Source organism: Magnetospirillum molischianum DSM 120 (assembly GCF_000294655.1).
Lineage (GTDB): Bacteria > Pseudomonadota > Alphaproteobacteria > Rhodospirillales > Magnetospirillaceae > Phaeospirillum > Phaeospirillum molischianum.
The window spans coordinates 13,532-35,321 of sequence record NZ_CAHP01000016.1 but is presented as its reverse complement, the minus strand read 5'-3'; the positions used below and the strand labels follow the sequence as shown (position 1 = coordinate 35,321).

22 protein-coding genes are annotated in these 21,790 nt (G+C 60.1%); 9 read left to right on the top strand and 13 right to left on the bottom strand.

Annotated elements, in window-relative coordinates; translation table 11 throughout:
• The first annotated feature begins 35 nt into the window (after positions 1-35).
• Together PHAMO_RS06975 and PHAMO_RS06970 are read left to right on the top strand one after the other, a co-directional pair.
• Positions 36-968 carry a DUF1848 domain-containing protein gene (locus tag PHAMO_RS06975; protein ID WP_002727791.1) on the top strand — a complete coding sequence of 311 codons (933 nt, stop codon included), beginning with the start codon at positions 36-38 and terminating at the stop codon, positions 966-968.
• A gap of 164 nt (positions 969-1,132) precedes the next feature.
• Positions 1,133-1,372 (top strand): hypothetical protein, encoded by a 240-nt coding sequence (locus tag PHAMO_RS06970; RefSeq protein ID WP_002727790.1) that lies wholly within the window; start codon positions 1,133-1,135, stop codon positions 1,370-1,372.
• 227 nt (positions 1,373-1,599) lie between these two features.
• Here PHAMO_RS06970 and PHAMO_RS06965 read toward each other — a convergent pair whose 3' ends face one another.
• The 4 genes from PHAMO_RS06965 to PHAMO_RS18435 form a co-directional block, all read right to left on the bottom strand.
• Entirely contained in the window at positions 1,600-2,154 is a 555-nt protein-coding gene (locus PHAMO_RS06965; protein WP_193372220.1) for a hypothetical protein, read from the bottom strand.
• 124 nt (positions 2,155-2,278) lie between these two features.
• Positions 2,279-2,923 carry a hypothetical protein gene (locus tag PHAMO_RS06960; RefSeq protein WP_002727788.1) on the bottom strand — a complete coding sequence of 215 codons (645 nt, stop codon included), beginning with the start codon at positions 2,921-2,923 and terminating at the stop codon, positions 2,279-2,281.
• Positions 2,924-3,057: 134 nt separating this feature from the next.
• Positions 3,058-3,477 carry a Flagellar FlaF family protein gene (locus tag PHAMO_RS06955; RefSeq protein ID WP_002727787.1) on the bottom strand — a complete coding sequence of 140 codons (420 nt, stop codon included), beginning with the start codon at positions 3,475-3,477 and terminating at the stop codon, positions 3,058-3,060.
• Complete coding sequence (locus PHAMO_RS18435; protein ID WP_002727785.1) at positions 3,474-3,878, bottom strand: Flagellar FlbT family protein; 405 nt, start codon at positions 3,876-3,878, stop codon at positions 3,474-3,476. The genes PHAMO_RS06955 and PHAMO_RS18435 overlap by 4 nt, the downstream gene beginning before the upstream one ends.
• Positions 3,879-4,274: 396 nt before the next feature.
• Here PHAMO_RS18435 and PHAMO_RS06945 point away from each other — a divergent pair, with 396 nt between their 5' ends.
• The 3 genes from PHAMO_RS06945 to PHAMO_RS06935 all read left to right on the top strand — a co-directional run bounded on the left by PHAMO_RS06945 (position 4,275) and on the right by PHAMO_RS06935 (position 7,357).
• Positions 4,275-4,982 carry a glutamine amidotransferase gene (locus PHAMO_RS06945; RefSeq protein WP_002727783.1) on the top strand — a complete coding sequence of 236 codons (708 nt, stop codon included), beginning with the start codon at positions 4,275-4,277 and terminating at the stop codon, positions 4,980-4,982.
• Positions 4,983-5,044: 62 nt separating this feature from the next.
• Positions 5,045-6,163: a DUF2336 domain-containing protein gene (locus tag PHAMO_RS06940; RefSeq protein ID WP_002727781.1), complete on the top strand. Its 1,119-nt coding sequence runs from the start codon at positions 5,045-5,047 to the stop codon at positions 6,161-6,163.
• Positions 6,164-6,196: 33 nt separating this feature from the next.
• A complete protein-coding gene (locus PHAMO_RS06935; protein ID WP_002727779.1) occupies positions 6,197-7,357 on the top strand; it encodes a hypothetical protein in 1,161 nt (386 codons plus the stop codon).
• A gap of 68 nt (positions 7,358-7,425) precedes the next feature.
• On the opposite strand, the gene PHAMO_RS06930 is transcribed toward PHAMO_RS06935, so the two are convergent.
• On the bottom strand, positions 7,426-7,992 hold the full coding sequence (locus PHAMO_RS06930; RefSeq protein ID WP_002727777.1) for a Panacea domain-containing protein: 567 nt from the start codon (positions 7,990-7,992) through the stop codon (positions 7,426-7,428).
• 73 nt (positions 7,993-8,065) lie between these two features.
• Positions 8,066-9,091 carry a TerC/Alx family metal homeostasis membrane protein gene (locus PHAMO_RS06925; protein WP_002727774.1) on the bottom strand — a complete coding sequence of 342 codons (1,026 nt, stop codon included), beginning with the start codon at positions 9,089-9,091 and terminating at the stop codon, positions 8,066-8,068.
• A 242-nt stretch (positions 9,092-9,333) separates the two neighbouring features.
• Between PHAMO_RS06925 and PHAMO_RS06920 the strand changes: the two genes are divergently transcribed.
• Positions 9,334-9,612 (top strand): BolA family protein, encoded by a 279-nt coding sequence (locus tag PHAMO_RS06920; protein WP_002727772.1) that lies wholly within the window; start codon positions 9,334-9,336, stop codon positions 9,610-9,612.
• A 13-nt stretch (positions 9,613-9,625) separates the two neighbouring features.
• Here the strand turns inward: PHAMO_RS06920 and PHAMO_RS06915 are convergent, their stop codons facing one another.
• Positions 9,626-10,375, bottom strand: coding sequence for a tetratricopeptide repeat protein (locus tag PHAMO_RS06915; protein WP_002727770.1), 750 nt, complete (start codon positions 10,373-10,375; stop codon positions 9,626-9,628).
• Between the two features lie 49 nt (positions 10,376-10,424).
• Between PHAMO_RS06915 and PHAMO_RS06910 the strand changes: the two genes are divergently transcribed.
• Positions 10,425-11,291 carry an SDR family oxidoreductase gene (locus PHAMO_RS06910; protein ID WP_002727768.1) on the top strand — a complete coding sequence of 289 codons (867 nt, stop codon included), beginning with the start codon at positions 10,425-10,427 and terminating at the stop codon, positions 11,289-11,291.
• On the opposite strand, the gene PHAMO_RS06905 is transcribed toward PHAMO_RS06910, so the two are convergent.
• From PHAMO_RS06905 to PHAMO_RS06890, 4 genes are read right to left on the bottom strand one after another with little or no spacing between them, the layout of a single operon-like run.
• The gene (locus PHAMO_RS06905; RefSeq protein WP_002727766.1) at positions 11,279-11,905 is read right to left on the bottom strand and encodes a response regulator transcription factor; all 627 of its coding nucleotides are present in this window, start codon (positions 11,903-11,905) and stop codon (positions 11,279-11,281) included. The genes PHAMO_RS06910 and PHAMO_RS06905 overlap by 13 nt on opposite strands.
• Entirely contained in the window at positions 11,902-13,503 is a 1,602-nt protein-coding gene (locus PHAMO_RS18430; protein ID WP_002727764.1) for an ATP-binding protein, read from the bottom strand. The genes PHAMO_RS06905 and PHAMO_RS18430 overlap by 4 nt, the downstream gene beginning before the upstream one ends.
• On the bottom strand, positions 13,500-14,114 hold the full coding sequence (locus PHAMO_RS06895; protein ID WP_002727762.1) for a response regulator transcription factor: 615 nt from the start codon (positions 14,112-14,114) through the stop codon (positions 13,500-13,502). The genes PHAMO_RS18430 and PHAMO_RS06895 overlap by 4 nt, the downstream gene beginning before the upstream one ends.
• Positions 14,115-14,122: 8 nt before the next feature.
• Entirely contained in the window at positions 14,123-16,075 is a 1,953-nt protein-coding gene (locus tag PHAMO_RS06890; RefSeq protein WP_193372219.1) for an ATP-binding protein, read from the bottom strand.
• 110 nt (positions 16,076-16,185) lie between these two features.
• On the opposite strand from PHAMO_RS06890, the gene PHAMO_RS06885 reads away from it, so the two are divergent.
• Entirely contained in the window at positions 16,186-17,223 is a 1,038-nt protein-coding gene (locus tag PHAMO_RS06885; RefSeq protein ID WP_002727758.1) for a TRAP transporter substrate-binding protein, read from the top strand.
• Between the two features lie 37 nt (positions 17,224-17,260).
• Positions 17,261-18,205: a ChaN family lipoprotein gene (locus tag PHAMO_RS06880; protein ID WP_002727757.1), complete on the top strand. Its 945-nt coding sequence runs from the start codon at positions 17,261-17,263 to the stop codon at positions 18,203-18,205.
• A 35-nt stretch (positions 18,206-18,240) separates the two neighbouring features.
• Here PHAMO_RS06880 and PHAMO_RS06875 read toward each other — a convergent pair whose 3' ends face one another.
• Both PHAMO_RS06875 and PHAMO_RS06870 read right to left on the bottom strand, forming a co-directional pair.
• Positions 18,241-18,702: a peroxiredoxin gene (locus PHAMO_RS06875; protein ID WP_002727756.1), complete on the bottom strand. Its 462-nt coding sequence runs from the start codon at positions 18,700-18,702 to the stop codon at positions 18,241-18,243.
• A 12-nt stretch (positions 18,703-18,714) separates the two neighbouring features.
• Complete coding sequence (locus PHAMO_RS06870) at positions 18,715-21,675, bottom strand: bifunctional [glutamine synthetase] adenylyltransferase/[glutamine synthetase]-adenylyl-L-tyrosine phosphorylase (protein WP_002727755.1); 2,961 nt, start codon at positions 21,673-21,675, stop codon at positions 18,715-18,717.
• Positions 21,676-21,790 lie beyond the last annotated feature (115 nt).

The window sequence follows — 21,790 nt, the reverse complement described above, 5'->3', positions numbered from 1 at the left end:
CCCCAGATGCAATATCCCAGGTGTTCTGTTCCGGCATGATCGTTTCCGCCAGCTATCGCACTGATATACCGGCCTTCTACGGTCGCTGGTTTTTGAACCGTTTCCGCGCCGGATGGGTTAAGGCGATCAATCCATATGGGCGGCAGATATCGACCATCCCGCTGCGGGCGGGAGTTGATGGCTATGTCTTCTGGAGCCGTAACGCCGCCCCATTTCAGGCGGCACTCGACGAGGTTCGCGCCGCCGGGTTTCCTTTCATCCTGCATCACACCGTGACGGGCTATCCTCGTCGATTGGAGCGTTCGGTGATCGATCCGGCTCGCGCCGTCGCGGTGATTCGCGATCTGGCGGCGCGGCATGGGTCCGGCGCGGTGGTCTGGCGTTATGATCCGGTTCTGATTACCTCGATGACCCCGCCGTCGTGGCATCTGGAGACCTTCGCCGCCCTGGCCGATGCCCTGGCGGGCGCGGTCGATGAGGTCGTGGTCTCGTTTGCGCATCTCTACCGCAAGACCGAGCGAAACCTGACTCAGACCGCGGCGTTGGGGGAGGGGTTTGAGTGGGTCGATCCGCCGCGTGAGGAAAAGCAGGCTCTGCTGACCCGTCTGGCCGGGGTGGCGCGAGCGCGGGGAATGAAGATGTCTCTTTGTGCCCAGCAAGGATTGGTCGTTCCCGAAGCGACTCCTGGCCGTTGCATCGATGCTAGGCGGTTGGAGAGGGTGGCGGCAGAGTGGGGAAATCCCCGCTCTGTATCGGCGCGGCCGCGCGGAACCCGCCCTGGCTGTCAGTGTCACGAAAGTCGGGATATTGGCGAATACGATACCTGCCCGCATGGCTGTGCTTATTGTTATGCAGTCGGTTCGCGTGAACTGGCCAGAAAGAGATTCTCTGAACACGACCCTGATTCTGAATTTCTTTTTTGTCCGCCGGGATCGATACCCTTACCGGAAATACCGTCTTTGCTGTGATGCAGCATATCTAGGGATAATACCCGACATCCTCCGATAGTCATATTTTTTAAACATAAAGAAGACGACTGTCCGGATTAAAATGAAACCAAATTAAGATTGGTTATTCCCGTCCGATGTTGTATGGTTTTTTCGTTAATATGCTCTCAGACGAGGAGGCTCCCATGCTGTCAGGCGCGACTAAAGCCGTCCCGACTCTCGTCGGCCCTCGCCAGCCCACCCGGATCGTGTCGCGGGTGTTCGATTATCGGTCTCGTCGTCCGGCCTGCTATGTCGGCAATGCCGAACCCTCGCTCGACGAAGTAATCGGTGACCCGATGGTTCGCCATCTGATGGAGCGTGATGGCGTTGTCATCGATTCTCTGTTGTCGATGCTGGACGAAGTTCGTCTTCGCTTGCGGTAAATAAAACCCGATAAATAGATCGGATTTCAGTCGCGACAATGGGTTTTTAGAACTGTTTTCGTAAAAAACGAATACAGTTCTAGAGCGTTTTCTGTTCAGATGAATTCAAAGCGAAAGGTGCGATAATACCGGCCAACTCTCGATTTGACTTGTTGGCCGGTATATAGAGCCAGTTCCCTTTATGGAAAAGCTCAATGAGGCTTTTAAGCTGCCGGTTTCGGGTTGCCTTACCGGCGTGCGCTTGGTGCGGGCAGTGGTTCGGAACGGATGCGTTCGGCCGGGGCAGAGCGGGGGACTGGGGCGGCGTAATCGCCGCCTCCGGTGCTGGCTCCATCTGATTGGCGCGGGGCAACGGTGATGGTGACGACTGAGCCTAGTACCGTGCGGCGTTCGATCTGCACCGTGGCGGCGCGGTCTCCGCGTAGATAGGTCAGGATGCTGGCCTCGCTGGTGATGCTCATCACGGGCTGCCAGCCGAAATTGGGCATCTGCGTTTGGTAGAAATTGGTCATGTCGTTGGCGGAATTGGTGAGAACCATCACCACGCGCCCGGTCCACCGATCGCGGTCGGACAGGATCAGTGAGCGGTCCTGGTCGATTCCCGCGCCGCTGGGAAGAGGGATATCGGTGACCAGTTGAGGATCGCCGCTGTTCGTCGGTGACGAACTGCGCGTACACCCCGTCTGCGTCAGCAATGGCAGCAGGATGGCAAGGGTGGCGATAAGTCGAACGATCGGACGCATCATCCGACCAAAGGTACGGGCAAATCCAGTGTCGGGCAAGAGAAGAGGATTTATCGCACCCAAGTTGTATTGAGGGGGTGCAATTCGCTGCCTCTGTATCTCTTGCGCCTCGTGCGAATCGATCCGTGATCAATAAGATGCGGACGTGCGGCTTGTCTCGTGATCAGCCCTTGTTTGACAGGACGTCGAAGATGGCTGCATTGGCGGCCGGATCGAAAGTGTACCCCTTGTTGTTTTGGGCTGACAGAACGGCTGGCATCAACCCGGTAACAGGATTGAGTGTCTGGCTGACAGCGCTCGTCTTTTGCTTGGCAGCGATCCGGGTGACGTAATCGTTATTGAATGTGTCACCCATTTTAACCTGAACGGCGTAGTTGAGGTCGGCCTTGGGCGGAATCGACGCGTCGCGGGTCACCTTGATGATGTAGGTGCCAGCCTGGACGGTAAGGTTGCTGGTCAGAAGCGATTGGTAATTGTCGAAGAGCTTGCCGCTTTTGCTGTCGCTGTCAGCGATCATCTGGCCATTCTGGTTCATCAACTGGACACGAATCGCCTTGTCCGACTGCGTGGTGAACGACAGGTTGCCCGAGGTCATGACTCTGAATTTCAGGTCCTGCTCTTTGTCGTCTTTGTTGATGTTGCTGACGACATTAAGGCGGCTGTCGTTGCGTTTGACCCAGCCGATATCGGTCGCGGAGAGACTGGTTTGGCTTTCTGGGTGTGCAACCAGCTTTTGCCATGCCTTGACCCCGCCTGGGGTGCTGGCAAGTGTGGGGGACGATGTTGTACTGCTGACGCTGTCGGCCATGATCGTAACCTCTTCTGAGGGCGTTCCGCCAATCGGTTTAATCGCCGCTTCGGGCGCATTGAAAAACCAATTAGATAAAATTATACGCCTTGTTCCACGGTAATGCAACGAGACGAAGAGTGATGTGGTGGAGCTTAAGCCACTGTGGATTGAAACGGTACTTGTTGGGCTGTCTCGGGGCTGGGTGCGGTTTTGGCGGTGTCGGGCGGCATCTCCATCAATCCGGCGGCAATGTTGCGGTTGATGTTGATGAGGGTCTCCAGGACTTTTTGTTCTCCGCTAAAGGCGCGAGTGGCGGAGTTGACGACATACGAGGCCAGGGCGAGGACGTTGTTCCGAACCGGAAGCGGCAGATCTACCTGATTGTTTTCGATTTCGGAGTAAAAGAGCAGCCACAGCCGGTAGTTAAGGCGAACCGCTTCATAAAGGGCGTCGTTGTCTTTCGATGCGATCGCATCGTTTAAGGCCATTGCACACCGGGTCAGGGCGCGGGCTTCGGCGGCCCGTCCTGTGGACATCTCCCGCTGGGTCTGGTCGTATGCGTTGACTGTCATTTCTGTGTCTCCTCCGCAGTTTCGCCCATCAATTCACGCTCGATATCGACCAAGCCATGGCAGGCCATCAAAGCGTCGTAATAGCGCTCGACCAGAATCAGCTCCCCGATGTCGGTGATGGGGCCGGTGAGAATGGGCCACGCCGCCACCGCCTCTCGTGCGATCTGATGATACAGGTCGAACAAAACCGGCTTGTCATCGGCAAGATAGATGCTTTGAGTTAAGAAATATAACCGTCTGACCGGCGTTATGGCGTCCTTTTCGCGCATGATGCGTTTTTCACGCAGCACGTTCTCGCTACCGCTGACGATCAGAACGCAGCGACCGCTGCCTCCGTTCTGAACCTTGGCCTTACCGATCAGAATGGATTCGCCCTGCGCCAGGTTAATCTTGAGCGACATCGTTTCCTCTGGAGGGGGACCGAACTTGACTTTGAGGCACCCGCCACCTTCCGGCTTCCCGGCATGTCGGCCCCGTTCCGAACGGACGGAAAAAAGCGGCGAGACTGATCCATCATCGGACCAGGGTCTGATTTATATGCCATAACGATTCCGTCGTCATGCTTGCTTTCGTCGCACATCGCCGATAGCGGCGGTTCAGAAGTTGCTCTTCGTCAGTTTTCGCATCGGTCGATTACGCCAAAGATTTGGTCTTGGCGTTGAGTGTGGATGCAAACGAGAAGTGCAAAGATGCCGAATGCCATCCTGGATGCGGATGCGGCGGAAAAGATAAAAATCGTTTCAATTTCTTTGTTGTGGGGACTCGACGAAGCCTGTCAGGCAGGCTATCTGTAATTGATGAGAACGTGCGTCGCCCTGCGTCATGTCGCCTTCGAGGATCTCGGTTCGTTCGAGCCGTACCTTCGTGCGGCCGGCTATGAGATTGTCTACCACGAAGCCGGATATGATGATCTGGCCGCGCTTGATCCGCTTGCCCCCGACCTTTTGGTTGTTTTGGGCGGGCCGATCGGAGCTTACGACGACGAGCTTTACCCGTTTCTTCGCGACGAATTGCGGTTGGTGGAGGCGCGGCTGGCTGCTGGGCGTCCCCTGATCGGTCTCTGCCTTGGTGCGCAGTTGATGGCCCGCTCCCTGGGGGCTCGTGTTCGTCCCAATCCGGCGGGGCGCGAAATCGGTTGGTCTCAGTTGTCCCTAACCGCCGCTGGCATTGAATCGCCGTTGGGTGAGCTGGCGGGGGTGGATGTGCTGCACTGGCATGGCGATATCTTCGATCTGCCCGCGGGATCGCAAGCTCTGGCATCGACTTCGATCACGCCGAATCAGGCGTTTCTCCACGGTTCTGCCGCGCTGGGTTTGCAATTTCATGTCGAAGCGACAGCCCGCGGTATGGAGCGTTGGTTTATTGGTCACGCAGCCGAAATCGGTGTCGCCGGTCTGTCGGTGCCCGAACTGCGCGCGGCCACCGCCCGCAATGCCGCCCTTTTGGAGCGGCAGGGCACCCGGCTTCTTGCGCGGTTTCTCGACGGGATTGGACTTTTGGCCTAGTCCGGTCTGTTATGTGTAGTCAAACTATTGTATGATCGGTGAGGATCGGAGGGGCAGTAACCTTGGACCAGATGCTCAACGAGGAAGACGTCACGCGCCTGCTGTCTCACCCTGATGGCGAGACGCGGATCGAGATCGCTGGTAAAATCGCTTCCCAGCATCAGGGACTCAGCAGCCATGAGCGCAAAGTGGCTGAGGATATCTTCCGTCTTATGGTCCGCGATGCCGAGGTCAGAGTCCGCGAGGCGCTGGTTCGTCAACTCAAAGACAACCCAACCGTTCCTCACGATGTTGCCTTGGCGCTCGCCCACGATGTCGATGATGTGTCGTTGCCGATGCTGCAATCCTCAGAGGTTTTGACTGATGAGGATTTGGTCGAGATCATTCACAGCCAGGGCGCAGAAAGCAAACAGGTGGCGGTGGCTTCGCGTCATACCGTGTCGTCCTGCGTCGCCGACGCCCTGGTCGAAACCGGGAATGAGGATGCGGTCGCCACCCTGGTCTCGAATGAAGGTGCCGATCTCAACGAAAGCACCCTATCCCATGTCGTTGATCGCTATGGCGAAAGCGAAAGCGTCGGCAAATCTCTGGTCGAGCGTAAATCGCTCCCTGTTTCGATCGCTGAACGCCTCCTGACCCAGGTTTCCGAAAATCTGCGTCATCATCTTCTGGCCCGCCGCGATTTGTCGCCCGAGGCGGTGGCGGCGGTGATGATTCAGGCACGAGAATTGGCAGTGTTGGGGCTATCCAACTCTGCATCCGAAGCGGCACCGCTCGTCGATCACCTTTATCAGGTCGGGCGGTTGACGCCATCGATCATCCTGCGCGCGATTAGCATGGGCGACATGCCGTTTTTCGAAGCGGCTCTTGCCGAGTTGGCCCGGATCAAGGTCGAAAATTGTCGCACTCTGATCCACGACGCCGGAAAACGCGGGTTTGAAGCCCTGTTCGACAAGGCAGGGTTGCCCCGTCCGTTTTTCGCCGCGATGCGCGCCGCGGTCGATGTTTCTTCTGAAATGGAGTATGACGGCAGGCCCCATGATCGCGAAAGGTTTTCGCGCCGGATGATTGAGCGGATTTTGACTCAGTATGGCGACCTTGGTGTTGAGTTCGAGAATGACGATCTTGAATATCTGCTGGCCAAGCTGAACCGTCTTCCCGCCTCCGTGATGGGCCAGTGACACTCCGGTCGCGGCAGACGAGGAACTTAAGGGATGGCTACTGCCACTGCGATTCCGCCTAAAAAACCCGATCCCGACGCGCACAATCGTCGAGAGATCATCACGACCATCAAAGGCCCGATAACCGAGCGCCTTACCACTTTGATTCCGGCTCTGGCGGCTTTTCCCGACCCCTATGCCTCGGTCTTGGCTAGCCCGGAATTGCTACATGCCTGTATGCAGTTGATCCGGACCCGGCGCGATCACTTTCAGGAGTTTCTGGTCGATGCCTCGGGCGCTCCGGTGACCGAGGACGATCGGCCGCTCCGGTGTGAGCGCAGCCTGGACCAGATCATCAGCATGGTGGTGCGTTCGGGTGCCAAGGCTTACGGGATCACGCGTTTCGTTCCAACCGAGGCTCCGAAGACTCCGGTCAAGACCGAGCCTAAGACTCTGCTTGAAAAATTAAGCAGTCTGGTGTCGGGGAAGTGGAGCGAGGCCGAAATCCCCAAGCAAAAGCCGACCCAAGCCGATCATTTCTATAATGCGATCAAGGATTACCTTGATTACGACTGGCAGGTTCCTCTTATCCCCTATTTCGCAGAGTTGCCGGTTAAGCTGATTCGTGAATTGGGGCGCGGCCTGACCACCTTGCGCACGCCGGAAGGGATTGCCGCCCTTGCCGATATCGGCCGCCACAGCATAGATCAGGCGAAGCGCATCATGTCCGATGCGATGATGCGCGAGATGCTCGATACTCAGCCGCTGGCGGCTAAGGGAATCGCGTTCCTCGGTAAGGAGCGCTACGACTTTCTTCATGGCGCCGTCTACGACAAGATGGGCGAGAGATTCTGGGAAATGTGCGTCGATTGCGACCGTCTGGAAGCGATGGAGGTACAGAATGCCAAGGATCTTGAGCAGATGGCCTCCCATCTGCACATCTTGTCAGCCGATTCAATCAATCACATCATTCGCTTCCTGCAATTCTCGCAGATTCCAATCTTTCTTGAGGTCGGATCCGAGAAATTGGGCCAGGAGAAATTCGCTGAAATCTTCGGCTCTCCCGGCAATAAGAAGCTGACCAAGATGTTCTGCGAGAAGATATCGCTCTCGAAGCTAGATCTTGACGATCCCGATGCCGATCTCCGCCGGAAATTGCCCGATATCTTTAACGCCTATCTCCGTGCCCCCGCCGACTTCGAGCGCGGATTGTAGCTTGTAATCGCGCCTCCCTTTCCGTGAGGAACGGGAGGCGGGTTGGCAGAGTCAGATCTGCGCTGCTTCTAATCCTTTTTCGGAGTGGGAACGGTCTTAGGTTTCCACGAAACAACGCTAACCGGCTTGCCAGATTGCGAGCGCATCACGCGCGGTCGCACCACTTGCTCCAGCGGGTCGATGCGCGATCCGGCTTTTCGCGCCGCCGCTTCGGCGGTGTAGAACGTCATCATTTCAGCGAAGGTGATTTCGACGTTGAGACCCTTTGCCATCGCCATGGCCACCGGAGGGTGCTCGGCGACTTTGGCGGTCAACTTGTCTGCGGACAACACCCCGAAACGCCGCCAGATGCTGTCGAGAAAATGCTTCACCTGATCCGAAAGCGGATAAGGCTCGATCATATGTGGACGGCCATACGCGAAGAGGTGAAACACCGTCGGCTCGATCGGCCCGAACGAATCCGTCACGAAGGTCGCAGGCATCAGCTTGCGGCCATCGTAAGCGACCCCGTAATAAGCCTGAGCCAGATAGAGCAGCCGGTGCAGCTTCTGCGGTTGGATGTATTCACGGTCGTTCAACGCCATGTCGGACAGGCGGAATACGACGTCGAGACAGGATTTAACCGCGATGGTCATTCTGAGGGAGACTCCGGTGCCGGGGCCAGATCATAGCCCCAGCCCCGGCTGAGGGGGAAGATGTCCTCATCACTCACATGTTGGAGTTGTCGTCTTCGGCGGTGCCCCGCCAGATCAGTGATGCCAGAATTCCGACGCCCAATGTCCCGAGGACAATCAGCAGACTGACATTCGGCTCGATATGAAGGAAATCCCAGCCAAAGGTGTGCTGGCCCGCCTGCAAAGTCAGTTTGAACGCGATGAAGAACAACAGCGCGATCACCGCTTTCTCCAGGTGGACGAGGTATCGGGTCAGAGCGGCGAGGATGAAATAAAGCGAACGCAGGCCCAGAACCGCGAAGATCATGGCCGCATAGACCAACAGCGGTTCCTGAGTAACCGCGATGACGGCGGGGACGGAATCGAACGCGAACATCACGTCCGACGTCTCGATCGCGACCAGACAAAGAAGCGCTGGAGTGGCGAACAGTCCTGCATTCTTCGCAAGCTTTAGCGAAGGGTCCGCCTTGGCGAGATCGTTGGCGATGGCGCGGGTGACGAAGAACCGCTCGGCATGCAGTCGGGGAAGAATTGGCATCACCTTTTGGGTCATCTTCACCGACCAATGCTCTGAATAATCAGCGATTTCCTTGGTTTCGCCTCGTGCCGTGAGCATCTTGATCCCGGACCAGGCCACAATTGCCGCGAAAATGAAGCCGACCCAAGGCGCAAGACTGAAAAGCCCGGTGCCGATGGCGACAAAGATCGCGCGGAACAGCAAGGCTCCGGCAATTCCCCAATAGAGAATGCGGTGCTGAAGCGCTCCCTTGATTCCGAACGAGGCGAAGATGGCCATGAAAACCATCAGATTGTCGATCGAAAGCGACTTTTCGAGAGCGACGCCGGCAAGATAAAGGTCGGCCCATTGCTTATCGAATCGGACCCACAGATAGCCGTAGAAGCCAAGCGCCAGACTGATCCAGAACCCCGACCACAGGCTGGCGTCGAGGATCGAGATTTCCTTCATCCGTCGATGAGCAAACAGGTCAATGAACAGCGAGAAGGAGATGACAGAGAAGAAAATAAGAATCGTTTCGAGTGGAAAGCCGAAATGGGCCATAACAGATGGAATCCTTGGTATCGGCGGCTGCCGGTTGGGCAGGGGCGAAGCGGTACACTAGCAGAACGGATTTTGCTCTTCAATGAGCCCTCGTCTATAGAGGGTTTTACTTATATTTAATATTATTAATGGCTACCGTTCAGTGAACGTCTCGTTTAACGAGAGGCGTCAGCTTGGGTTGATTCTGTTCCACCATGGCCCCATCTGTCTCTTAATGTCCAATGGCAGAAAGGAATTCCGCGATGCATATCGCCGCCACTCTTCGTCGAAAGCTTGAGCAGAGCTTTGCCCCGTCTCGGCTTGACGTAACGGACGAATCCGCCCGTCATGCTGGTCACGGGGCACATGCCGGGAAAGAAACTCATTTCGCCCTGGTGGTGGTTTCCGACGCCTTCACCGGTAAAAGTCGGGTCGAGCGCCACCGTATGGTTCATTCCGTGCTTGCCGAGGAACTGGTCGTCGGCGGTGTCCATGCCCTAGCCCTGACCGCCCTAACTCCGCAGGAAGATCGCGCGGCCTGATCCGCCATCAGCTTTATTTCACCTTGACGTCCATCAATTCGATATTGCGACGGGCGGTATCGGCGGCAGGGCCTTCAGGGGCAATTTCGATCGCCCGCATCCAATCGGCCCGCGCTCCCGCCTCGTCGCCGCTGCTTCGACGGATCATGCCACGTTCCAGCAGGGCGTCAGGATAATCCGGGTCCAATTCGAGGGCGCGGGCGATATCCTTGCCCGCCTCGGCAGTGTGATCGAGCAGGCGGCGGGCGCTGGCCCGCAGTGTCAATGCCTCGACCCGGTTGGGTTGAGCCTTCAACAATCCAGTCAGCAGTTCGGTGACTTCAGCGTGGTGGCCCTGACCGGCGAGAAGAACCGCCTTATCCAGCAGCACGTCCGGCTGGCCCGGCACCAGTCCCAGAGCGGTGTCGAGATCGGCCAACGCCCGTTCTGGCTTGGTCGCCAATTGCCATGCTTGCGCGGCCTGGGCCAGCATCTCGGCGCGCAGTCCGGCCTCGCGTCGGCTCTGCTGGGCCAGGGCTTCGAGCCGCTTGGCTCCTTCCTCGTATTTTCCCTGTCCGATCAGCGCCAGAGCGGCGCAATGGCGGGCAGGCTCACCGCCCCCCAACGATTGCCAGGCGATCGCTTCTTCCCACCCTTCGTCGGGTTTGGTCTGGGCGAGGGACAGGCAGGCGCGGTACTCGCGCTGCGGTTCGATGATTTCCGCCCGCGCCGCGCACGGCAGCAACAGCAGGGGCAGAACAAGGGCGATGGTGGGACGGGTCATGAGACGGTAGTGTCGTCAAAAGCGTCCGCGATGCAAGGGAGGCCATGGGATGGGCGAGAAAATTTTCGTGTTCGGCCTGGGTTATTCTGGAAAAACGGTGGCTCGGGCGCTGCTGGATCGAGGATGGATCGTCGCGGGAACCACCCGGTCGGGTCGGGTTGACGATCTGCCGGGAGTTGAGACCTTCGCCTTCGACCGCGATCATCCCGTGCCTGACAGCGCTCTGGACGGGGTGTCCGCGATCCTGTCCACGGTGCCTCCCGATGCCGAGGGTGATCCGGTCGTCGCGACAATGGGGCATGCTCTGCGGATGCGACAACCGCGCTGGGTCGGCTATCTTTCGACCACCGGCCTGTACGGTGACCATGGCGGCGGCTGGGTTGACGAGACCACTCCGCCTGATCCGACTCAGGACCGCTCGCGCCGACGATTGGAAGCCGAGCAATCCTGGCAAGAAAGCGGCATGCCGCTTCATATGTTCCGTCTTGCCGGAATCTATGGGCCTGGGCGTTCGGCAATCGAACAGGTGTTGTCCGGTACGGCGCGGCGCATCAACAAGCCCGGTCAGATGTTCAGTCGTATCCATGTCGAGGATATCGCCCGGTCGGTGCTGGCCTCGCTCGACCGGCCTGCGCCAGGGACGATCTACAATCTCTGCGATGACGATCCCGCTCCGCCCCAGGACGTGATCTTGCACGCCTGCTCTTTGTTAGGGGTCGAACCACCAGCCGAGATCAGTTGGGACGAGGCGCGGGCGAGCCTGTCGCCGATGGCGCTAGGGTTCTATGCCGACAATAAGCGGGTGTCGAACCGCCGTATGCGGGAGGAGCTTGGAGTCGAGCTTGCCTATCCCAGCTATCGCGATGGGCTGGCGGCGATCGCGCGGGGGAAACGGAGTACGAGTCAGTCAGGCTGAACCTCGGGCGATACCTCAAGCGCCAAGGCCATTCTGACCAACGCCGACAGGCTGTCGGCGTCCATCTTTTCCATCACGCGGGCGCGGTGAATCTCGACGGTGCGCACGCTGATCGTCAGATCTGCGGCGACCGCCTTGTTCGGCATTCCGCGCACCACCCGGTCCATGACCTCGCCCTCGCGCGGGGTCAAGGTCCGGAAACGGGTTTCGATCTCGTCGCGTCGGCAGCGCTGGCGAAAGCTGCGTTCGCCTCGGTCCAGCGCTTCGCGGGTGCTGCGCAGGAAAGTCTCGTCGTCGAACGGCTTCTCGATGAAATCGGCGGCGCCTTCCTTCAGCGCCTCGACCGCCATCGCGACATCGGCGTGCCCGGAGATGATGATCAGCGGCAGGTCGAGACGGCGCTGGTTCAGCAGGCGCAGCAGGTCGAGTCCGCTCATTCCGGGCATCCGCACATCGGCGATGACACAGCCGGGAGCGTCCAGAGCAGCATCGGCCAGGAATCTCTCGGCATCGGGATAGGCCGCTGGAGTCAGATCGGCGGATTCCAGCAACATCGACAACGAGTCCCGCACCGCCGGATCGTCGTCAACAATATGAACCAGCGGTCGAGTCATGCCTGTCCTCCTGTCTTTGTCCCTGACACGACCGGCAGGGTGAACCGGAATGAGCAGCCGCCCGGACTGTTGCCAGCCAGCCATAATCGGCCACCGTGAGCTTCGATGATAGTACGGCAGATCGCCAGCCCCAAGCCCATGCCAGCGGCCTTGGTCGTAGAAAAGGGCTGGAACAATCGTGCCACCAGATCTTGATCCAGGCCGGGACCGCTATCGGCGACCTCGACCGTTACGGTTCCAGGATCGATCGGGCGGGCGACAACGGTGACCAGACGGCGAGGAACAGAAGACGGTTCCATCGCTTCGATTGCATTGCGCAAAAGGTTGAGCAGCACCTGTTGGACCTGGACCGCATCGACTAGCACCGGCGGCAAGGTTCGGTCCAGCACCGCCTCGACCCTGATGCCCGCGCGCTGATAATCCAGTTCCAGCAAAGCCAGCGAATCTCTGACCAGCGTAGGCAGCGATTGCGGTTGGCGGTTCAGTTCACCCCGGCCGATGAACTCTCGCAGAGTACGGATAATCATCCCGGCTCGCTCCGCCTGGGTGGCGGCACCATTCATCGCCGCTCGTAGCTTGGTCGGATCGCCGCCAGGGGAGTCAAGCAGACGCTGTGCCGTGCGCGAATAGGTCAGCGCTGCCGACAGCGGTTGATTCAATTCGTGCGCGAGTGCTGCCGCCATTTCGCCCGCCATGGACAATCGGGCGCAGCGATCAAGCTGGTCCTGCCGTCGCCGTAAGGTATCTTCGACCGAGCGCCGCTCGGTTACCGCCACCCCCAGGAACAGAGTCGATAATGTCAGGATCAGCATACGGAATTGATACGCGGTGACGGCATCGGCATCTTTGACCACCATCACAAAGGCTGCGACCATCCCGATCTGAAGCACGATATTGATCACGACCGCGCCGCGCACGCCGAACCGTGCCGCCGCCCAGATCGAAGGCAGCACCAGCAGATCGTACAATTGCCATTCGGCGGCGGCGGGCAGGGTGAACAGCAGCCACAGCATTGTCAGCGCCACCGCTCCCTGAATCGTCGCCTCGATCGCGGCGGCCCGGCTCGGCAGCGGGAGCGGCGGACGCATCACCAACAGCAGCGGTGTGACCACCATCGCCCCGATCATGTCGCCGATCCAGGCGCGGGTCAGCACCTGGGTGACTGCCCCGTCGTGCTGTTCGGGGGCCAACCAGAACGAGGCGGCGTCTCCGGCAGCGGTCCCCAGCGAAGCCGCCGCCGCCGCCACGATCAGCAGAACCAGATTGTGCTGCCCGGCCAGTCGTAGGTTGGCGAAGCGGCGCAGAACCAGGGCGGCAATCCCCCAACTAAATCCCACCGATAATGCGGGGAGAAGCGCCGTCATCGCCGGAATCTGTCCGCCCGAGCGGAACATCGCCGCGCCGATCTCGCCGATAACGACGACCGGCAGGAACGACGGCCCACCGAGCAGTAATGCGGCGAAGGCCAAGCCGACCGAGGGGTCGAGCGGCTCAATCCCAGCCAATAATTGCTCCCGTCCGTACTCGATCCATTCAATAGCGATATAGCCAAGCAGCAACCCGACCATGGCCAGCCACCGCTGGCGAAAAAAAGTCATGGTTGCGAACGCTTCGGCGCGGCCAGGGTCTGGGCCAATTCGACAGCAGTCTTGACCCCCATTTTCTCGAACAGCCGGGCGCGATGAACTTCGACGGTCCGCATGGTGATCCCCAATTCATCGGCGATCACTTTGTTCAGCTTGCCCGCCAGCACCCGCTCCATCACTTGGCGTTCACGCAGGGTCAGGGTGTCGAGCCGGGCCGCGAGGTAGGCTCCGGCGGCATCGGACTCGCGTTGTTGATCGGCCCAGTCCAGCGCCTCGATGACGCGATCGACCAGATCGTTGTCGTTGAACGGCTTCTCGACGAAATCACGGGCCCCCTTCTTGACCGCCGCCACGGCCATCGGCACGTCGCCATGGCCAGTCAGGAAGATTACCGGCAGCCCGGTTCCTGTCTCGCGCAGGCGGTCGAACAACTCGATCCCGGTCATTCCGTCCATGCGGATATCGAGCACAACGCAGCCATACCGGCCCGGATGCCACATTGCCAGAAAAGCTTCGGCCGAGGCGAATGTCTCGACCGCGACGCCGCGGGACTGAAACAACCAGGACAAGGCATCGCGGATTGCCTCGTCATCATCGACGATGAACACAACCGAACCGCTCATCGTCCTTATCACTCCTTTGCCGGCAAGGTGAACAGGAACACGCTGCCCCCGCCGGGATTGGGTTCATACCACAATCGGCCCCGATGCCATTCGACGATCGAGCGGCAGATATTCAGCCCCATCCCCATTCCTTCCTCCTTGGTCGAGAAAAAAGGTGTGAACAGACCATCGGCCATTTCTGGGGTGATGCCGGTGCCCCGGTCGGCGACACGCACCACCGACTGGCCTTCAGCGGTTCGGATCGAGATATCGATTTCGCGGTGAAACCAGGGGGTGGCGCACATTGCCTCGATTGCATTGCGGGCAAGGTTGAGCACCACCTGTTCAATCAGGATATGGTCGGCATCGGTCCATGGTTCGGTTGGGTCGGGGGTGACGGTCATCCGAATACCGTGCTTGCGGGCGTCGGCTTCGACGAATCCGATGGCCCCCTCGATCACCCGGTTGATCGCACAGGGCGCGACCGATGGTTTGCTTTTGCGGACGAAATCGTGGATGCGGCGGATGATCTGACCGGCGCGTTGAGCCTGAGCTCCCAGCTTGGTTAGCGGAGCCTCTAATTCTTCGGCGCGGACATTGCCCGCATCCAAACGATTGAGGCAGCCGGCTGCGTAGCTGGCGATTGCCGACAATGGCTGGTTCAACTCGTGCGCCAGGGTCGAGGCCATCTCGCCCATTGTGATCAGACGGGCGGTGCGTTGCAGCTTTTCCTGCTGCTGGCGGGACAAATCCTCGGCCCGCTCGCGCTCGGTGATGTCAAGGATCGATGCCATCCAGCCCGAATGCTGTCCTTCGCTGTCGATCAGCGGTGCCTCGTAGACCAGGGCCTTGAATCGCTCGCCGGATTTGCGGCACAAGATCAACTCGAACCCTTCGGGAGGGGCGTCGCCCCGCAGCACCGCGCGAAACATCGAGTAGCAATTCTCGGCTTCCTCGGGTGCCCAATAGACCATCGGCGGCACCGAGCCGATCAGGTCTGTCGCCTCCCATCCCACCATCCGGCAGAAGGCGGAATTGACATAGGTGACGCGCCCGTCGAGATCGCGCGCCCGCATGCCGATGGTCAGCGATTCCTCCATCGCCTTGCGGAAGGCATGCTCGGCCCGAAGCGCTTGTTCGGCCTCCAGCCGTCGGCGCATGTGGCGGCGGAGCGCCCACAGGCTGAGAATCGCGGTCAGTGCCAGCCCGAAGATTGCCGCCGACAAGAGGTTGCGGACCAGATCGTTTTCCCGCCGATAGGCGGTGACGACAATTGACAGCCCTTTCCCCGGCGGCTCGAATCGCACCTGATGGCTCAGACCTGGTTCGGCCACTTCGACCTGCGATTTGGTTGCCAGCACCATGCCGTCGCCATCGACGATCTCCAGCCGGTATTTTTGAGCAAACCACCAGGGGACTTGCTGCGATAACAATTCGTTAAGCGAGACGGTTGCGACCAGCATGCCGACGAATTGTCCCTGTCGGAACACTGGAACGTAAACATCAAAGGCGATCCCGGATTCGCCGCCCAGCCAGAAGGGCGCTCCATAGACCGGTTGCCCCAGCGATCGCGCCAGGATGAACCCGGTGTGCCAGTCCGGCGCGATCTCGGTCTCGGGCAGGGGATCGGCGGGCGGAGCGGTTCGCAGCACTTTTTCTCCGCTATCGCGTAGAACGATGCGGCGCAGATCGGGGCTGGAAGCGGTCAGGGTGCGGGTTTCGGCATAGAACAGATCGGAATTCAGCCCCTCTCGCCCCAGCCGGTCGGCCAGCCGGGTCAGGGATTCGGCATTGGTGGTGATGTGGAAGTGCAGGTCCTGCTCAACCCAAAGAACGTCCTGGATTAAAGACTGAGACCTATCTTCAACCTCGTTGCGTTGTAAAAGCCACAGCAGGATGCCAAGCAGCACCACCACCAGCACCATCGCCAGAATCGGCAGTCCGCCGCGCCATCCCGTTCCCAACCGCATAAGAGTCTTCATCTCCTGTCCGACGCCGTGTCGGCGTCACATCTGGGCATCCCGATATTTCTTGCGCAAAATGGTATAGAGTGAGGGAAAAAATCGATACAAAATGCCGGGAAGGCCGAAGGATGTGTCACTCCAGCCTGCGATATCGCCTGTTATCGCCTCTGTTCGCCGTCGTTCTGGCCGCCTTTGCGATTCCATCCACGACAGCGTTGGCGGAGTCCAAGCCGATCGTCATCAAATTCAGCCACGTCGTCGCCCCCGATGCGCCGAAAGGAAAGGCCGCTGCCTATTTTAAGGCATTGGCGGAAGAGCGGACGAAAGGACGCGTCCTGATCGAGGTCTATCCCAATAGTCAACTCTACAAAGACAAGGAAGAGATGGAGGCGCTTCAGTTGGGTGCCGTCCAGATGTTGGCTCCCTCACTGGCGAAGTTCGGTCCGCTTGGGGTTAAGGAATTCGAGATATTCGATCTTCCCTATATTTTTCCGTCGAAAGATGTGTTGCGCGCCGTTACCGAGGGGCCGGTCGGGCGCAATCTGCTGAACAAGCTTGAACCCAAGGGTATCATCGGACTGGCCTATTGGGATAACGGCTTCAAAATCATGAGCGCCAACCGCCCACTGAGATCGCCCGAGGATTTTCGCGGCCTTAAGATGCGCATCCAATCGTCTAAGGTGATCGACGCCCAGTTCCGAGCGCTGGGTGCTTTTCCTCAGGTGATGGCCTTTTCCGAGGTCTATCAAGCGCTCTTGACCGGCGTCGTTGACGGTACCGAGAATCCCCCCTCGAACATGCTGACCCAGCAAATGGAAGACGTGCAGAAATATGCCACGGTTTCCAATCATGGGTATCTTGGTTATGCGGTTATCGTCAACCGCAAGTTCTGGAAAAGTCTGCCCGACGATATTCGCGACACGCTTGAAGGCGCGATGGCCGAGGCAACCCGGTATGCCAATGTTATCGCCCAATCCGAAAACGATGCCGCGCTTGAGGCAATCAAGCTGTCCGGGAAAGTCGAGGTCTATACCCTGACCCCCAACGATCTGGAGGTCTGGCGCATGGCCCTGCTGCCGGTCCATCGCGAGATGGAGGGGCGGGTCGGCAAGGAGATGCTCGACACCTTCTACAAAGAAGCCGCAAAATTCGGCTTCAGAAACTGATTTTCCGCCAACCGTCCGACAGAGCTGGTCCCCGTCCATGGCGCTTCGAATTCTGATGGTTCTGCTGATGTTGCTGCCCGCCATTTCCGTTCAGGCATCCTCTCCGCCACCAACCCCTGTGCTGGCCTCCAACCATCCGCTGGCCGGGCGAATCTGGCATCCCGAGTCTGGCCACTTTCTGACATCAGAGGCGCTGGAGGCTCTGTTCGGTGCGGCTCAGGTGGTGGTGTTGGGCGAAACCCACGACAATCCAGATCATCATGCGGTACAGGCTTGGGCAGTTCGCGCGCTTGTCGCGGCGGGGGCGCATCCCCGGATCGCGTTCGAGATGATTGACCGCGACCGTCAGGGCGATCTCGAGTCCAATGTTGGCGATCTCGATCAGCTGGGCGATGCTCTGAGCTGGAAAGAGCGCGGCTGGCCCGATTGGCGGCTGTATCGTCCCATCGCCGAGGCGGCACTGGATGGCGGCGGAACCTTGTCCGCCGCCAATCTGCCCGCCGACGCCACCCGGCAAATCGCTCGCCGGGTTGAACCGGCCGAACTGGCGGAACGCTTGGGACTCGATATCCCGCTCCCCGACGAAATCGCTGCCGCCCTGGTTGAAGAAATCCGCAGTAGCCATTGCAATATGATGCCGGAAAGTGCGATCCCCGCGATGGTGCGGGTTCAGCGTGCCCGCGATGCGGAAATGGCCGATACCGTCGCCGCCCTGGCTCAATCTGCGGGTCCGGTGGTGCTGATCGCCGGGGCCGGTCACGCTCGCACCGATCGCGGCGTGCCGGAACGCTTACGCCAGATCGCCCCCGGCTTGCGGGTGTTCTCGCTCGGGCTGATCGAAGCCGACGACGCAATGACCGATCCCGCCGCCTATGCCGCTCCCTTCGACGCCGTGTGGTTCACCGGTCGGGCCGAGCGCGAAGACCCTTGCGCCCAGTTGATGCGCCACATGAAGAAGAAAGCGGAAAACGGCGGAAAATAGTCAATGTTATCCGAGACGGCGTTAAAAGATAATCCTTACTCTGCGGTTGCGGCTTTCAGGACGGCCGCAGCATGGCCGGGGACTTTGACTTTGCGCCATTCGGCCCGCAGCGTGCCATCTGGGCCGATCAAGAAGGTTGAGCGTTCGATGCCGAAATAGGTCCGGCCGTACATACTCTTTTCCTTCCAAACCCCATAGGCTTCGGTGACCTCTCCGGTCGAGTCCGAGCCAAGGCGGAAGGTCAGTTCGTGTTTGGTGCGGAACTTGACATGGCTGGCGACGGAATCCCGCGACACGCCCAGGATATCGATTCCGGCAGCCTGGAATGTGGCGAAGGAATCGCGGAACGATTTGGCCTCGGTGGTGCATCCCGAGGTGTCGTCTTTCGGGTAGAAGTAGAGAACCAGGGTCCGGCCCGAATAATCGGCCAGGGTGACGGGGCCGTCCTCGGTTTCGAGGGTGAAGGCGGGGGCGGGCTGCCCGATGGTCGAGGTCATGGTCGGACTTCCTTACGCGGGGGGACGAAGGCGGCGGGCGGGGCTATCCACCAGCCGGGTGAAGACCTCGAACGCCGCCTGGGCGCAATCGTCCATGCGGTCGATGAGGCTCTTGAAATCGCCGACACCAGCGGCGCGAGCCAGCAAATCCTTTAACCCGCGCGAAGCGGTCCGTTCGTCGAAGCCGCCGGGCAGGGTCTGGCGCAGCACGGTCTGGACCGCCGACCATAGCGTCAGGGCCTCGTCCAGGGTCGCCGCGTCGCCCAGTCCGATCAGGCCGGCGGCACGGGCGCGGGATAGTGCTTCGGCGGTGTTGGGCGACAAGATTTCGGGATGGTCGGCCCCATGTGCCAGTTGCAGAGTCTGGGCGATGAATTCGATATCGACCAGTCCGCCACGCCGATGCTTGACGTCCCATCCCTTGACGGCCTTGTGCTCATTGGCAATCCGCTCGCGCATTTCGGCAACGTCGGTCACCAGCCGGTCGGCGTCGCGGCGTTTGGTCAGGGTCTCGCGCAGAACCGCCTCGATACGCCCGGCCAGAGCGGGATCGCCCGCCACCACCCGCGCCCGCGTCAGGGCCATATGCTCCCAGGTCCAGGCCGCTTCGGCCTGATAACGGGCAAAGGCTTCCAGACTGGAGGCGATCGGACCGGAATGGCCCGATGGTCGTAGCCGCATATCGACTTCGTACAAGGTTCCTTCGCCGGTTTTGGCGGTCAGAGCGTTGACGAGGCGCTGGGTCAGACGGGCAAACCAAGTCGCGACCGCCAGCGGTCGGCCACCGTCCGATTCTTCGGCTTCGGGCGGCGCATCGTAGATCAGGATCAGGTCAAGGTCCGACGTGGCCGACATCTCGCGTCCACCCGCTTTGCCCATCGCCAGAACCACCCAAGCTCCTCCCGGCACCCGGCCGTGGGTGTGGGCGAATTCAGCCTCGACATGGGGCGCGATCCGATCGATCACCGCCTCGGCGATGTCGGACAGGGCGCGGGCGGCTTCGGCCGGTGTGATGACCGCGCGCAGGGTCAATACGCCGACCTGGAACTTGCGATCATTGGCCCAGCGCCGCACCACGTCGAGCACTTGCTGGAAATCGTCGGCTTGCTCCAGTGCCCGGTCAAGCTCGGCGATCAGGGTGTCGAGATCGGGCAGTGGAGCGAAAAAACCGGCCTGTAGGACTGAATCCAGCAGCGAAGGGTGACGGGCGAGGTGGGCCGACAATAACGGGGCGTCGCCCATGATTTCCGCCACCAGTTCCAACAGGGTCGGGTTGGCGTGGAACAGCGAGAAGAGCGGCACTCCGGCCGGTAGTCCGCCCAGGAACTCGTCGAACCGCAGGAAGGCGTCGTCGGGGGCGGCGGTGTTGGACAGGGCTTCGAGCAGAGTCGGCGTCAACTCGGTCAGCAATTCGCGGGCGCGGGTCGAACGGGTGGCGCGGACGCGGCCGTGATGCCAGCCGCGTAAGGTCGAACACACCGCGTCGGCATTGAGGAAGCCCATCGAATTGAGGGTTCGCACCGTCTCGGGGTCGTTGTCGCCGCCGGTAAAAACCAGATCGCCATGCGCGGACAGAGCCGGAGCGTCCTCGAACAGGTGGGCGTAATGGCTCTCGACGGTCTGAAGCCGCACGGTCAGGGCGGCGGCGAATTCGTCGAAATCGGTATGGCCCATGAAGGCGGCGATCCCGTCCAGCAGGGCCGGATCGGTCGGCAGGGTCTGGGTTTGCTTGTCGTCGATCATCTGGAGCCGATGCTCCAGGCGGCGCAGATAGCGGTATGCCTCGGTCAGGGATGCCGCCACCTCGTCTCCGACATGTCCGGCCTCGGCCAGCGCCGCCAGCGCCGCTACCGTGCCGGATTGGCGCAATTCAGGTTGGCGTCCGCCCCAAATCAGTTGCTGGGTCTGGGCAAAGAACTCGATCTCGCGGATACCGCCCCGCCCCAATTTGACGTTATGACCGGCAACGGCGATCGTCCGGCTGCCCCGGTGGGCGTTGATCTGCCGCTTGATTGAATGGATGTCGGCGATCGCGGCGAAATCCAGCGACTTGCGCCAGATGAACGGGCGCAGGAATTTCAGGAAGGCTGTTCCGGTTTCGATATCGCCTGCGACCTGGCGCGCCTTGATCATCGCGGCGCGTTCCCAATTCTGACCGAAGCTCTCATAATAGGTTTCGGCGGCGGCCAGAACAACCGCCGCAGGGGTCGAGCTGGGATCGGGGCGGAGACGCAGGTCGGTACGGAAGACATAGCCGTCGGCGGTGCGCTCATCAAGAACCCGCACCAGATCGCGAGTCAGCGCCACCACGCATTCCTGAACGCTTTTGCGGCCGGTATAGGTCAGCCGTTCGTGGTCGTAGAGGACGATCAGGTCGATGTCGCTGGAATAATTCAGCTCGAACGCCCCCAGCTTGCCCATCCCCAACACGACGATCCCCGAGTCGGTCGAGGGATTTTCCGGATTGGTCAGGCACAGGTCGCCCCGTTCCGCCGCGCGTCGCAGCAGGGCGTTCAGTGCCAGCGAGATCGTGGCATCAGCCAGTCGGGACAGGGCGCTGGTAACCTGTTCCAGGCTCCAGGCTCCGGCCATGTCGGCCAGTCCGGCCAGCAAGGCCCCCCGGCGCTTGGCCACCCGTAACACCCGCATCAGCCGGACCTGATCGCTTTCGGTGGCCAGATCGGCGTCAAGGCCGACCAGAAGCTCCTCCAGCGTCTCGTCCGGCCCCTGATCGAGCATCCGCTTCACGAAGGCGGGTTCGGTTTCAAGGCAATGGGTAAGGAACGGGCTATTGCCGAACACAGCCCGTATCAGCGGACCACCATCTTTGTCGTCGGGCAGGGCGCGGATGAAGTCGCCCAGGATGGGATCGTCGATCGATTCAGCAGCCTCGGCCCAGCGGGCCAGACCGAGTTCGACGCGGGATGGGTCTGCAACACGGGGAAGCAAAGAGGGAATTGCGGGAAATCGCACCTTGTGCCACCTCGGTTGTTATGCTTGCCTGCAACACTGCGGAATGCTTGACCAAGGGTCAAGCGTGCCGGTGGTTTTCTGGCAATGTTCCAACAGGCAAGGGGGGAGGTGTGGT